Raw genomic sequence first — 14739 nt, 5'->3', positions numbered from 1 at the left:
ATCTTACTTGATCCAAGCGGAACAAGCTGACCTTTAAGTTTTTTACACAGCGCACAACCTGTGATTTCTTGCGACCTAGTAGGATCAAAAATGCTTATTTAGCTATATAATCTTTTATTCAAAACCTGTCATTAGGGAGATTCCTATTGAGAGGTTTTTTTATATATAAAAACATACTGAAGGGATGTATGAACATGAGAATAGAAAGAAAATCGTTAGACTTTGAAAAGTACGAGCCGACGCTTATGCAGAAAAGAAATGCTAATCGCGGTGCTGAGGAAACAACAAAAGAAGAAAGGGATAAGGAAAGGCTCTTTATGGCAAAAATGATTTTTGAATTTACCGGAGCTCTATTTTTAATTGGTGGTTTGATCGTAATGTACATACTTATTTGGGTGTTTTTTGGAGGGAGATAGTATGATATTTCTATTTTTGCTCTTATCACTCTTGCTGGTACCCATTTTAGTAGGTACACTCTTTGGAGTAATTGCAATCAAACAAGATGGCCGCAAAGCGTGGTATGAAGCCGGTGAAAGGCAAATTGAAACAAGTAATGTAGAAGAGGCATCGCCAGAAGAATATGACAATGTAGCATACCTATTAGACCAAGAAGAACCTTTTGAAGGAGCAACTAATCTTAATGATTTAAATGGCACCTTTGAGGAAAGTTACCTCCCGCAAGACAGCGACTTTGATATTCAACCATCTTTCGAGACCTCAGTCCCCGATGAAAATACATCTAAAAATTTAAACGATCTATTATCCCAATTAGAAGCTGAATCTAAACCGGAAATGACAACAGAACCAGACCATTCAGAAGTCCAAACGGACCCATTTTTTAAATCCCCTCCCATTTTAGATATGAGGGATCAACAAATAATTACAGAAACCTATGGCGAAGACATCTTAGCGGCCATTACAGCCACTCCAAGCCAAGCTAACGGGAATCAAACAGTTCATGTACTGTTTGGTAAAGTAGATGGAAGCAGCTTTTCCTTTCGAGAAGAAAAGATAAGGTTAGTAGGAAATATTCCATTAGGTGAGGCTTTAGACTATTTAGTTAGAGGACAATTTATCTCTGAAAATACCTTTTATGTGACTAGCTATTTGGCTGCAGAGGAGGTAATGGATGGGAGCCGACCAATATCTGGTCTTTATAAAGAGGAAGTGTGTTAAGCACAACCTCTTTTCAATGCACTACGATGACGAAGTGTGTTGAAAAGAGGTTGTTAAAAATATGTCTAATATAGTAATAATGTACTATTTTTAGATAAAATTTGAGACTTCTTGGAATTTCGTTAAATTATAGGGTACTATTAACCTAGTATTATATAATTTTACGAGTAAATATTAACTTGTTTTTCCATGTAATTAGCCTAGTGGTTAATAATACCCTAAAAGTTTCAGTATAAAAGTATGGGAGGAATGAAAATTTTTGTCTGGTATTCAGACCATTTAAATAGATATGTGCAGGAGGAGAAAAAGGAAAACGGACGTGATTTAATCTCTTGTGTACAAACCTATTAACTATTAATACAACGTTTATTTACTAGAAAGATTTGTTTAAGTTTAATTTTTAGGAGGATGTATGATGAGTAATGCTTTGCTTGCAAGTCAAATTAAAACAGAGCTTAGATTAGAGAGAGAGCTTACTACTTTTTTAACCAAGGAAAGATCAGGGACTATTGGTCTTTTTGTTAGGCAGGGATCTTTGAAAAGGATCACTATGTTAACTGAGCCAGTAAATGTCTTTGAAGAAGAAGCCTCTGCGTCATCAAATGGGTTGCTGAAAGAACGTCATAGCTATCTCTTTCAGTTAGTATCACAAATCGTTAGAAGATCAGATCGCTTTGATTACGGCTATATCTTTGTTAATTATATTGCTTCTCCTGATGGCAAGACCTTTATTTGTAATGTGCGATTCCAAAATGAAATTCACTTACCATAATTAGTATTTTATTTGTCAGCATGTGTTGACAAGTTTCTAGGTGGGTTTATAATTGAAGTGGTAGGATACTACTACATAATTTAAAAATGAATGAAAATACTTAAGCGGAAGCACCGCAAAAGAGACATGTATGTCTTTTTTGCGGTGCTTTTTTTCGTTTAGAGGGGAGGTGAAAGGTATGTTTAAAAAACTAGTTGCATTTATAACGATTGGTGCTGCCTCACTTTTGGCTCCAACGGGGGTCCTTGCAAATAATGGGGTTTCGAATATCAAAACTGATATTTACAATCAATCAGATATTAAATCTGATCCTTTTGCAGGAGCACTTTATGAGATTGTGAGATGGGTAGGGGGAATTGGTGGAATCGCTTTTACATTAGCGGTCCTTGTTATTGGACTTGTTATTATTTTTGGATCAATCTCTGCTGCTAAGATGCGTACTGTATGGATTAGTCTTATTTCATGTGTAGCAGGAGCAATCTTATTTTTCTCAGCTTATAGTCTTGCTCCAGCTATTGCAAATTTGATTCAGTAAAAAAATTATAGAGCTAAAGGGTTCTCCTTTTAGCTCTCATTTCATTTGTATCAGGTGAGGAGGAAGAGGCTTGAACGAAGTGGTTGTACCGATAGACATTACAGCTGAAGAAAAGGAAGTCTTGGCGATCCTAAGTAAACGGCAATTTATGATCTTAGTTCCTGCATTTCTAGTGAGCTTTGGCTTTGTTGTATTTATCCCGTTACCTTTTTTGCCAACAGGGATTGTTATTACTATGAAAATACTTTTTCCACTTATAACAATGATCTCAGCTTGCTTACTGGCATTTGTGCATTTAGATAAATATGAACAATCATTTAGCGACTTCCTTGTTACTCAGTATAAATTCAAACGTTCACAAAAAGTGTTTTATTACTGGTAATGGGGGAGGACATATGTTATCTATTCTCGTGAATTTCTTTATGATTTTGTTCGGACTAGCCTTAATTAGCTTATTTTTTATCAAGAAAAGACTTGATAACAATGAGCCCATTCTAGGTTGGAAACGAAAGCAATTCCTTGCAGAGAAGGCGTCAGACGAAATTGATGAAAAGAAAGTAGCAAAAAATAAAGCATCTCTAAAAGAGTTAATAGGATTAAAAGATATCCGCTACGGAGTTTTTGAGAAGGCAAGGAATGAATATAGTCTAATTATTGCAACAGATAGTGTTAACTTTGATTTATTAAACCCTGCAGAGAGAGGAACGATTATCTTAGGATACCAATCACTGTTTAGGGTCATTGATTTTCCTTTACAAATATTAGGTCAAGCAGTAAGACAGGACCTTCGCAAAGAAGAAGAACGGTTTAAAGAGAATTTAAAAGATTTGAATCAACAGACAAAAGCATATAACGAGTCTGTTATAAGTCATATCAAAATGACTTCTGAACAGAAATTCCGAATCATTCGACGTACATATTATGTCGTTTCATATATCTATGAACCCTCGAAAATGGCTAAATTAACTCCTGAACAAAAAGAAAAAAAGATTGTAGAAACCCTGTATCAACAGTCTTACATCGTTATGAAGATGTTATCAAGAGCAAGGGTGAAGTCAGAGGTGTTAGGTTCACTAGAAGCAATGGAAGTGTTAAAGCGAGCTTTAAACCGCGACCGTATGCTGCATATGCCAATAGATACTGTAGTAGGTGAGGGGATGGAGAAAATTAATCAATACATTACCGCGGACCCTACGACCTTGCCTGGTTTTGAGGATCTAGTTCAAGATATTGAGGAGGTTAGAGACCTTGTTGAAAATTCTTAAGAAAAAAAAGAAAGAAGAAGAGGAATTAGAACAGGATGAAGATTTTTTGGAGGAACCTTCTTTACGTCAAGTAAACGAACGCCCTCTATCTTTTCCGTCTCTTGTAGAAAATGCATTAAATGATGGCATTACCTTTCATAACGACCATTTTCAAATGCAAACCGCTTTAGGAGTATTAAAGTACGGTCGTAGCTTTTTTATCAAGCCATCAGGTTATCCTAGGACGGTACGTATCGGATGGTTGGAGGGGTTGTTTACGTCCGATGATATGGATTGTTCTATTCACGTTGAACCTTTCAATCGCTCTGTAGCTGTTAGAAAGCTGAAGACAGAGATTGACCGGTTAGAAGCTGTTTTAGATTCAGCAGCTAAAAATGATAACCATTCAAGAGTAGAGGAAACCATGCAAAAGGTTCAAGATACGAGATTTTTACAAGGACAGATCCGTAACAATCAAAATGGTTTGTATTACGTTAGTGTGCAGGCATCGATCTTTGCTAACTCATATGAAGAGCTAAATTCTAAGTGTGTGGAGGTTGAGAGGGAAGTTTCGGCGGAATCTATCGAGTTAATTTCTGCTCATGGCCGTCAAAAAGAAGGATGGCTTTCAACCCTGCCATTGGGAAGAAATTATCTAGCCAAATCGGATCGTAATCTTGATCAGCAAGCATTAACAGCAATCTTTCCTCACTCCTCTTCTAAATTAAATCATACAGGTGGCATCCCAATTGGGGTTTCAGGTAATGAATACGTCTATTACAACCAGTTTGATGCAAAATTAAATAACTATAATCTTGGAGTGTTCGGGGAAAGTGGCTCGGGTAAATCGACCTTCCTTAAACAAGTAATAGGAAGAGGGTTTATGGATGGGATTAATAGAACCGTTATCCTCGATGTTGAACCTGAGTACGTGTCTATGGCTCAAGCTTTGGGCGGTACTGTGATTGTCATTCGGTCCGATGACTCTCAGCAATCAAGTCGTATCAATCCTTTAGACCTTTACGCTGAAAAGGAAGTCAAAAACCCAGGAACTGCTGATGAATATATCGTTGAACGAGTTAATTTAACAGAAAAGATAAAAGAGGTTATTGAGTTCTTTAAAGTCATGAAAGAGACAACCGCAGGGTACGAAGCAAAGCTTACACCTGTTGAACTAGGTATGTTAAATGACATTTTAGAGAATTTGTATAGAGTAAAGTATCAAATTACTGATGATCCAGATTCGTTATATGAACAGGTACAGAAAATAGATGATGTAGGAAATATACAGTGGGAACGCCGCTATGTTCCTATGCCAACGATTTCAGATGTATACAATGAATTGCTACATCTTGCTCAAAGTGGTGAAGATCAACTTGTCGATTTAATAAACGTCGTGAAACTTTTCACACAAGGCAAGGCTTTTGGTTTATTTGATGGGCAAACTACTTTGGCTGGTAATGCCAGTGTTAATTTAGATACTTCTCCTATCATTGTGTTTGATATCTCAAAGCTATCAGAAAGTGGTGCGGAGCGACCATTAGCGCAGCATGTATTAATGACTTGGATTTGGAATCGATTTGTGAAGAATGATCCAAAATCTAAGAAGAGAATTGTGCAGGATGAAGCTTGGATGACGTTACGTTATAAAACATGGATTGACTTTTTTAAATTGTTATCTGCACGAGGACGTAAATGGAATGTGTCTCTTACCCTTGTATCTCAACGCTATGAAATGTTCCACAGGACTCAAGAGGCGCAGGATATTATTGCCCAACTGGGTAGTGTAGCCTTCCTAAAACAGTCTGATCAAGATATTGCGTGTATATTAGAAACGTTTAAATTCTCCGGAGAAGTTGGGGATCTTATTCGTACAGCTGATCAGGGAGAGGTAATTTTAAAGGCAGGGAAAGAGGTTGTTCAATTAATCAGTGAACCAACTCCGGGGGAGTGGCCATATCTAAATACTAACCAAAATAAGACAGCCGAAGAACATATTCAAGGGTAGGTGTTGAATTGTGAAGAGATATACTTCGTTCTTCATTGTCTTGCTTTTGCTTCTTGCAATCTTCCCCAGCTCGGTTTTAGCCGAGTCTGAAACCAACTTAAATTGTAACGGGCAAGTAATTGATGCTGCAACATTGGAAGTAGTTGGTGAAATCTATGATGAGGAAAATATCGTTAATAGGCAATGGATCGGGTTTGCCAATGATTTAATGAGTTACTGGCCTATTAACAGTATACCTACTCTTGTGTTTGGTTCACTTGAAGGTGGTAACAACCCGTATTGTACTTGGTTAGATAAGGATGCAGTAATGGCAGAGGATGGAGTTTTTTCGGTAGAACATCGAGATAAAATTATCAATCCAATTATAGGGATTTTCTCAGGTACATTCTATCTTTTCATCCTAATAGCGATGTTAATCAGTGCGTTAAAACTTGGGATGAATGCTTATTCTCCACAATCAAGAGTCGACTTCTGGGAAGATGTGAAGATGTGGTTTGCAGCTGCACTGTTTATGGTTATTTTAGTGCCATTTACTAATATACTTTTCGGGCTAAATACTGGATTCGCACAGTCTGTAGCTAACCAAGCTAAGAATATTTTCGATGTGGACGTGCGGAGCATCTCTTCAATCTCTGGCATTGACTATTCTATAAAAGATACGGTGTCAGCTAAAAATAGCATTGGTTTTATTGTCACATTGCTAGTCGAGTGGGGGTTAAGTGCGTATCTTAACATCATTTATATTACAAGGTTAGTGATCCTAACGATACTATTACCTTTGGGTGCTTTGGCAGCTGTATCACTGTTATATGCGAAAACGCGTGGGTTCTTTGGATTATGGTTAAAGGAATTATGCGGTGCGATCTTTCTACCAGCCATACATGCAATCATCGTCTTCGGTATGGTCGGGTTTAATGTTCAAGGAGCAGGTACTTTTTTCAAAGTAGCTATCCTACTTATGTTTATCCCTATTACTGGATTATTAACGCGTTTATTACAAATTGGTGATAGTTCTACACGTTTGGGACAAACAATGACGATGATGGGACTTGGAAGTGTTGCGGGTGCCATGATGGTTATGAGACAAGCAGGGTCTGTAGTGAAAGGCGGAGCCCTTACACAAAACAATCTGGGTGGTACTACGAATTTGGGTGGAGATCCAGGTGACGGTGGAGGTCCAACAGGTCCAGGTGGTGGCTTAGATAGCTCTACTACTTCGATTACCTCAATGTCATCAGGCGTGAATAGTGCTTCTTGGCAAAAGGTAAAACAATATGGTGCTGGTGCCGGAGGAGTAATGGGAGCTCTTGCGGGTGCTCCATTAGGTCCGTTAGGTGCTGGTGTCGGAGCTATGGTTGGTTCTAAAGCTATACCTGGTGCTATGCAAGCAGGGCGTAATGTAACTTCCTCTGTTCGTAATGTTGGAAAGACTCTCGGAGACGCACTATCATATCAAGGCGTTGGTGGAAAAGGGATAAAGGGTCTTATGCAAGATGCAGCGGCCAGACGTTCTTTCTTTGGTAATATGGGTGAATCTGTAGGTAGCACATTAGGAGCTGGCGCTGCTTCCGTTGGTCGAAAGGCTGGCCAAGGGTTGAGCGGTATCTCGAGAGGTACGCTTATGCAAACGGGAGCGGAATCAGGTGGGTTTGGTATTAGGAATGCGGAAGGGAAGGTTGTTGCACCTACCCTTGAAAACTTAGCAAAACAACATTCAGGTCAACATGTTCAATGGCGACAAACCCATGAAGGTAGTGCCTTCTTTTTAATGGATAAAGCTGGACAGGTTGAGAGACAGTTAAGCCCAATGGGGGCTGCAGATACTTCTCTTCGACCAGGAGAGGTCCGAGCGATGGATTATAAATTTAACAATGGCTCACCTTTACAGCAACAAGAGAATGGTAGTTTTAGATACCAAAAACCTATGTCTACACCTATTACTCAAAATCCTATGTCATCGCATTCTTCATCTATCACTCAAAGTCCTATCACACCTAATACTACCGGTGCTCTTCCTACTGTATCCACTGGAATCAAAGGAATGGTCAATAAACAAGTTCCTATAAACAGCGGTAGTATACCACAGAGATATTCTGGTTCTCCTTCTATAGGTGTGACAAGTGAAACGAGTGGAACCTATAATCCGATCCCAAGCTCCACGGGTCCAGTAATTAGTGGGAAGAATGAAACTATAGGTGAGAGGGTGATGTTGGGTGGTTCATCCACAGATCAAAGAATAAAGCCAGGAATGGCGAACCACACATCAACATCAAGTGTTCAAACTCAACCGAGTGGTCAGTCTGTAACACTAGGTCAAAGTAGCACACCAAGAGTGAAAGAAGCGCAAGTAGCTTATCAAACACCAGCTGCTGCTAAGGTGGAACAATCTGTCACGATGGGAAACCAAGCTAATGTTAACCAAGTTGTCGCTACTAACATACAAAGAGCAAATATCGTAAACGCTTCTAAGCCATCAGTACCTGATAGCACCTCACCTCCAAAAGAAGCAGGGGCAGGATTGGCCGGACTTTCTGGCTCAACTGAAAATTTACTAAGAACATCTAATGCTTATGTTTTGGATGCTAATGGCAATAAGTTTCAAGATACAAGAATGGATGGGAGCAAAGTAAATCCAGATGCTTATTTTTCACATGTGGTAAGTGGTGCAGATATGAGAGGTACAAGCGATAGAGTAGCAGACGTTGTTGGGAAGAAAAACTTGAAATCAACTGAGAAAGTATCAGCAGCAGGTTGGTCTTCAGCAGTAAGTGAATCTAAAACGAGTAGAAAAAGAGGGGTGCTTTAACATGAGTGGAGGAAAAACCAAACAAATTTTTATAGGTATGGTATTCCTCCTTACCTTCTTTTTTGGAGACGTAGCCTATGCCCTTGAAAATGATCCTCTGGGCATAAGCCCTCCTATCATAAAATGTGGGGATCCTAGTCACGTTATTGATGATGAAATACGAGAAAAACTCCAAATCTATCGAGATACGGACGCTGATTTCTTTGAGCGTAACTTTGTAGATGTTATTGATACCGGTTTTTCTCTTTTTAACCTGAATTCTCTCGCAAATCTATTTTACGGAAATCCCTATTGTGGTTGGGCAGATGAAGAAGATGATGAAGTTCCAGCTCTATATTATGGGATATTCACTGAATTCGAGATGAATACAATGATCACTTCTATAACCACTATATTTGGTACATCGTACTTTATATTTGTTTTAATTGCTTTTCTAATAATTGGCTTGCGGATGCAGGTTCAATCTTTTTCTCCCCAAGGCCGCAATGATTTTTGGGAAGATATAAAAATGTTATTCTTTTCAGCCTTTCTAATGGTTGCAATCTTTCCAATCCTTCATTTCCTCCTATACCTAAATCATGCATTTTTACTCTCTTTACGAACGTATATGGAAGGGGCAGGGATTGATTTACATAGCTTTTCTGTTTTAAATACCAATGCATTTGATTCCTTCTTTTTAGTTATTGCAGGGTTGGCGGAGTGGACGTTAGCCACTTATCTAAACCTTGTATATTTTTTTAGGAAGATCTTAATTGTTCTGATCTTTATGCTAGCTCCACTTGCTTGTATTTCATTACTCTACCCAACAACTAGAGCATTTTTCACAACGTGGGCCAGAGACCTAACCGGTCTAATCTTTTTGCAAAGTATCCACGGATTATTATTCTTCTTTATTCTAATGTTTAACGATTTATATGGGACGCACAATTTATTCGTTAAATTAGTTTTACTCGCTTTGTTCATCCCAATTACAGGCGTTTTCACTCAAATGTTTCGTATGGGTGATTCTAGTAATCTATCAGGACAAGCTGCAAATGCGATGGGAATAGGCGCATTGTATCGGTCCGCTAAACTCCTTAAAAGTACAGGTAGTCATGTTAAAGGATTAGGGAGTGCAATGAGAGGCTCAAAGTTAACTCAAACTGCACAAAAGACCCGTATTTCGTCAATTGCTCAGGGAGAGAAATCGAAGGCTTGGCAAGGTGTGAAACATGCTTCTGCAAAGGTTGGCGCTGGAACAGGAGCAATGATTGGCAGTCCGCTTGGACCCGTGGGTGTTGCTGCTGGAGCTGCCATCGGTTCTAAAGTCACGCCAGCTTTGGTTCAAGTAGGTAGAAATGCATCGGTTGGCGCTTCTTCCACAGTGAAGACCATAAAGGAAGCCTTAAACTATAACGGATCAAATGGCAAAGGTATAAAAGGGGCCATTTCTAATTTACAAGAAAGACGACGGATAAGTGGCAATTTAGGTGAGTCAGTTGGATCGATTGTAGGTGCAGGTGGTACAGGAAGAAAAGTAGGAGAGGCAGCAAGCGGAGTGTCTAATCGTAGATTACTAGAAGCTCCACTAAGTCAGGGAGGATATGGCGGGATGATGCCAAAAGATTTAGCTCGCTTACATCCGAATCAAACGTTGCAGTGGAGACAAACCAATGAAGGTAGTGCTTTCTTTTTGCTTAATGAGTCTGGAGAACTCGGTAGACAGGTAAGTCCAATGGGGGAAGCAGATACTCACTTACGCAATGGGGAAGTACGTTCAATGGATTATAGATTAGGCGGGGAGTCAGCACTTAGAAAGAATGAGAATGGTTTGTACACTGCACCGGCTGGTGGGTTTGCAGGCTCTACGCCCGATTTGCAAAGGGTTTCTAATCCTATCATTAGAGATGCAAACGGTAATCGATTTAATGATCCTAGAGTAGACGGTAAAGATATTAACCCTGATTCATACTTTGCACATGGCATAACTAATACTCCGAGTGAGCATGGTTCTGATAAGGCTGCCGACCAAATAGGAGCATGGTATCAAAAGGTTGAGGGGAGAAGGCACAATGGTGTTACGTAAAGGGCGTGAATGTAAGTGAGTCAAGAAAATAAGGGATCTTCTAATGATATAGCAAAAGGAGCACTGGGAACCGCGGGCAAAGGAGTTGGGAAAGGCGTTAATCTTGGAAGAGCTGCTCAAAGTGTTGCCAGTGGAGCCAAACTCATTAAATTAGTTGCTGGTGCCTTAGTAAAAGCCGGTGCTCTATTAGCCAAACCTATCGTGCTCTTTTTTGGTTGTTTAGGGTGTTTATTTATTATCATAGCTGTCGTCGTATTATTACTCATCGCATCGATCCCCTTTGCGGATTTCTTTCTAAAAGGCGGTGAAAGGAATGCAGCTGAAGAGTATTACGATACCGCTATGGTAGAGGGTATTAAAACGAATCATCGACACATGGTAGCCCCGCTTAGAGGGGCATTTGCTTATACAGGAACATGGAATTATGAGGGATTAGAATTTAATGATTTAAATGATACTGATTGGATGTATCGCTTGGAAGAAGCTTTAATACCAAGTCACGCTATCACGCTAGCTCTTCTATATAATAAACTTTCCAATGAAAAGAAACCTGAATGGCATAAACAAAAGGTATCGGCTATAAATGCCGACGGGGAAAGAGAAGAGTTTGTTCCAAACAAGTTAGTAGATAAAGAGGGAAATATATCGGAAAGAAATAAAATTCTTCTTGATAATTACGCCAGAGATGAGGCCCTAGAATATTATTTTCACCATTTAGGTGGTAAAGGGTTACAACTAACGTTTATGCATGCTACAGCCAGTGATGAAATTGAAAGGACGTATACATATAGTCAAGAAACAGGGACTGAAACGGTAACAGAGAGTACCATGCCTCCAAGACAGTATGTAAGTAACGTTCGTGCCTTATATAAAAGCGTTGATATACCTATGGTAAAAACAACTACAGCGAAAAGAGAAACAAGTCGAAGTTGTTATACCGTTACTAGCGGCGAAGGAGAAGATGAAACAAGTGTTCAGTACTGCGATATCACATATAAAGAGTATGATATTTGGGTTATTGACACTTCTACTGATCCAGAAGACCTTGTAAGGGAAGATCCACTATATATATTGAGACACTTATTAATTACGGCCGAAGAGGGAGATCGCACTGAACTTTTTCATCCGCGTGATTTACGAATTGCCTTTGAAATCATGAAAACAGCTGATCCTGATTTTCCTGATGTAGAAGTAAACTTTAATGCGCTCACCAAATGTTATGAAGAAAAGGGAAGTATTGAACGCTGTCTTGTAGAGGTAGGTGGAGGATTCGATATGTTTTTCTTTGGAGGAGGATATTGTACCGGGGAATTTAGTGAGTATATTAATGAAGCGTCTGAAGCATTTGGGGTAGATGCCTCATTAATCGCTGCCATCATTGAAGTGGAAAGTACCTGGGACCCAACTGCAGGTAGTGATAAAGGTGCCCGAGGTTTAATGCAGCTGATGCCATTAATTATCAATTACTATGGGGTACAAGACCCTTGGGATCCTAGGGAAAATATTATGGGTGGTACTCAATATTTAAGAGATAACCTCAATAGATATGGAGGGGACCTTGATAAGGCAATTGCTGCTTATAATGCTGGAGAGACAGCGGTTAATCGTTGGGTTAGAGAAGGAACTTGGCCAAATATACCTTTTACAGAAACGAGAAACTATGTCCCTAAGGTAAAGAATGCTATAGAAAAGTTATCTGGCGATATGTGTGAAGCTGTGGAAGGGGAAGTTGTATTAGCTGGCTCAATGGCATGTCCAATGATTCATCCTAACCTACGATTAGCTTCTCCGTTTGGCATGAGATGGGGGAGGCTTCATGGGGGAATGGATCTCGGTACTGGACAAATCCCTACACCTATTTATGCAGTAATGGACGGCGTTGTAGATCGAGCACACCACCGGGGGAGCCTCGGGTACCAAGTCACCATACGACATGGTAATGTGGTCAATGGTCAATCGTTTTATACCGTTTATGGGCATTTACAACCAGGTAGTATTCAAGTACGCTCTGGTCAAACTGTCAAAGCGGGTACAATGCTTGCGATCATGGGAGGTTCAGGTAGTTCTGGAGGTAATAATGATTATGACAAACACCTCCACTTTGAAACTCATGTTGGTGGTGAGTGGGGTAATTACAAGAGAAATCCAGCATCGCTCGGATTTAATTATAAAGCTTGTATCCGATAAAACTCACAAATACCATGATTTATTAGTCTTTTGAATCTAAGATGAAGGAGGGGGATGGTATGCGCCGCTTATGGTTGACGGGAGGGGCTCTGGTTTTATTTGGAACCTTTAGTCTTCTCTATCATTACCTTACACCAAATGTAGAACAGACATATAGTGAACTTAACAACTCGTCAGAGAGTGTTTCTAATTTTGCGAACGCTGTATATTCTTTGGGTGATATATATTCAGACGTTGAGGAGGGTGATAACACCCTTTCTCCCTTAGAAGCCACTTCGATACAGGCGGAGATTAATGAATATTTACCCTACTATACTTCTCCTGAATCTGCTATTGAGTACTTATTTTCCACAGCAAATGCCACCCATTCTGACCTATTTGTAGAGGGTTTAGACCCCGATGTCTTTATAGAGGCTCTATTTCAAGTGCGAGATCCAGATAAGTTAGCTGTAACCTACGACATCATGAATCGCTTATCAAGAGATGGAACGATAGAGGCTGTGGAGGTTATTCGGGCAAGAAGAGTTCTTAAGCGCAGTCAGTTACGACTAGTGACAGAAATTACTTATGAAGGTCACGAGCCGATTCGTTATGGGATACTTGTTGGGGAGTATAAAGATACCGGTGAAAACCATGGCTTGGGTCATTCAAGTTATTATGTCGTCTTAACAAACCCTTGGGAGATCATTTCATTCATTGAGAAAAAATTAGGATAAGGAGCTGCCTTATGGAACCAGTACACGTTGTAGGCGGTCAAGCGATACGATTAATTCAATATGTATTTATAAGTGTATTCTTTTGTTTAATATTTGTAGGCTTTCTATTCTTTTTATGGGCGATGAAAAACATCTATCATAAAAGAAAAGGATATCTATTTACTGTTTTCGGCTTTGTAGGATTGTTGCTAACAGCTTATTTACCCTTAATCATTACGAATATGACGTCCAAAAAGAATACCTCAAATATAGACCATTCTGCTACTATATATAGCTTAACGGAAAAAGCAGAACCGTTAGGGTTGAAAATATTTGGATACATTGCAGATGTGTCTGAACCATTAATTTTCATTCTATTTTATGTAGGTATCTTCCTTTGGATCATGGCAGCAAAAGATCCAGTTAGAAAGAGAGTAGGTATGGGGATGACAATATTTGCACCTGCCCTATGGCTATTGTTTCAAGCAGGTCCCTTTCTGTATCAACTATTCTTGTAAGCCCCGTAATAGGGGCTTTTTTTATTCAATATATACGTAGTGGACTTAATACTGCGCAATAAATAATTGTTTTAGAAAGAATGTCATTAGCAAAGAAGTAGCGGAAATAGTGGATGCTTAAACGTGCCTAGTATGCAATAACTTTAAAAAACAAAAATATTTTTAAAGTATCTTTTAACTCTGTCCTCATAAATAGAAACAGATCTCTTTTTATTTAGAGTACAACTATCAGTTGAATATTGAACGAGAAAACATACATAATGAAGTTATCCTTGACCGTGTACTATGGTACGCGGTTTATTATATTCCTAGAGGTGAAAAAATGAGTTATCGTATAAGTGCATTTGCAAAAAAGTGTGGAGTAAATAAAGAGACCATTAGATATTATGAAAAAAAGAATTTATTACAAGAACCATTAAAAACAAATGCTGGTTATCGGATATATTCAGATGAAGATGTGAAGCGGGTAGGTTTTATTAAAAGAATGCAAGAGCTTGGTTTTTCTTTAAGTGAAATTTTTACATTACTTGGGGTTGTAGATAAAGAAGTTCGCTGTGAAGATATGTTTGAATTTGTATCTAAAAAAGAAGAGGAAGTTCAAAAACAAATAGAGGATTTAAAGCGAATTGAAACGATGTTAAAAGATTTAAAAAGGCGATGTCCAGATGAAAAACAATTACATGCCTGCCCAATAATTGAAACATTGATTGAGCAGTAACAAAAGGAGTTTTTT

At 39.0% G+C, this 14739-nt stretch carries 13 protein-coding genes; all 13 read left to right on the top strand.

All coding sequences use genetic code 11. The annotated features are described in order from the left end of the window. Positions 1–194 precede the first annotated feature (194 nt). The 13 genes from BPOF4_RS19830 to merR all read left to right on the top strand — a co-directional run bounded on the left by BPOF4_RS19830 (position 195) and on the right by merR (position 14724). Positions 195–416 carry a hypothetical protein gene (locus BPOF4_RS19830; RefSeq protein WP_012961038.1) on the top strand — a complete coding sequence of 74 codons (222 nt, stop codon included), beginning with the start codon at positions 195–197 and terminating at the stop codon, positions 414–416. A gap of 1 nt (position 417) precedes the next feature. Further along, positions 418–1176 carry a hypothetical protein gene (locus BPOF4_RS19825; protein WP_012961037.1) on the top strand — a complete coding sequence of 253 codons (759 nt, stop codon included), beginning with the start codon at positions 418–420 and terminating at the stop codon, positions 1174–1176. Between the two features lie 412 nt (positions 1177–1588). Then, positions 1589–1948: a hypothetical protein gene (locus BPOF4_RS19820; protein WP_148229610.1), complete on the top strand. Its 360-nt coding sequence runs from the start codon at positions 1589–1591 to the stop codon at positions 1946–1948. A gap of 178 nt (positions 1949–2126) precedes the next feature. After that, entirely contained in the window at positions 2127–2483 is a 357-nt protein-coding gene (locus BPOF4_RS19815; protein ID WP_012961035.1) for a TrbC/VirB2 family protein, read from the top strand. Between the two features lie 79 nt (positions 2484–2562). Beyond that, positions 2563–2865: a PrgI family protein gene (locus BPOF4_RS19810; protein WP_238446526.1), complete on the top strand. Its 303-nt coding sequence runs from the start codon at positions 2563–2565 to the stop codon at positions 2863–2865. A 13-nt stretch (positions 2866–2878) separates the two neighbouring features. Beyond that, a complete protein-coding gene (locus tag BPOF4_RS19805) occupies positions 2879–3748 on the top strand; it encodes a hypothetical protein (protein ID WP_012961033.1) in 870 nt (289 codons plus the stop codon). Next, on the top strand, positions 3732–5735 hold the full coding sequence (locus BPOF4_RS19800) for a VirB4 family type IV secretion system protein (protein ID WP_012961032.1): 2004 nt from the start codon (positions 3732–3734) through the stop codon (positions 5733–5735). The genes BPOF4_RS19805 and BPOF4_RS19800 overlap by 17 nt, the downstream gene beginning before the upstream one ends. A gap of 10 nt (positions 5736–5745) precedes the next feature. Continuing rightward, entirely contained in the window at positions 5746–8541 is a 2796-nt protein-coding gene (locus BPOF4_RS19795) for an O-antigen polymerase (RefSeq protein ID WP_012961031.1), read from the top strand. Between the two features lies 1 nt (position 8542). Beyond that, on the top strand, positions 8543–10606 hold the full coding sequence (locus BPOF4_RS19790; RefSeq protein ID WP_012961030.1) for an O-antigen polymerase: 2064 nt from the start codon (positions 8543–8545) through the stop codon (positions 10604–10606). A 15-nt stretch (positions 10607–10621) separates the two neighbouring features. After that, positions 10622–12793, top strand: coding sequence for a transglycosylase SLT domain-containing protein (locus BPOF4_RS21360; RefSeq protein ID WP_012961029.1), 2172 nt, complete (start codon positions 10622–10624; stop codon positions 12791–12793). Between the two features lie 59 nt (positions 12794–12852). Further along, positions 12853–13509 (top strand): hypothetical protein, encoded by a 657-nt coding sequence (locus BPOF4_RS19780; RefSeq protein ID WP_012961028.1) that lies wholly within the window; start codon positions 12853–12855, stop codon positions 13507–13509. An 11-nt stretch (positions 13510–13520) separates the two neighbouring features. Continuing rightward, a complete protein-coding gene (locus BPOF4_RS19775) occupies positions 13521–14006 on the top strand; it encodes a hypothetical protein (protein WP_012961027.1) in 486 nt (161 codons plus the stop codon). A 322-nt stretch (positions 14007–14328) separates the two neighbouring features. Continuing rightward, positions 14329–14724 carry an Hg(II)-responsive transcriptional regulator gene (gene merR / locus BPOF4_RS19770; RefSeq protein ID WP_003322310.1) on the top strand — a complete coding sequence of 132 codons (396 nt, stop codon included), beginning with the start codon at positions 14329–14331 and terminating at the stop codon, positions 14722–14724. The last annotated feature ends 15 nt before the right edge of the window (positions 14725–14739 follow it).

This window comes from Alkalihalophilus pseudofirmus OF4 (assembly GCF_000005825.2).
GTDB classification, from domain to species: Bacteria; Bacillota; Bacilli; order Bacillales; family Bacillaceae_D; genus Alkalihalophilus; species Alkalihalophilus pseudofirmus.
This window is presented reverse-complemented; position numbering and strand designations above follow the sequence as displayed.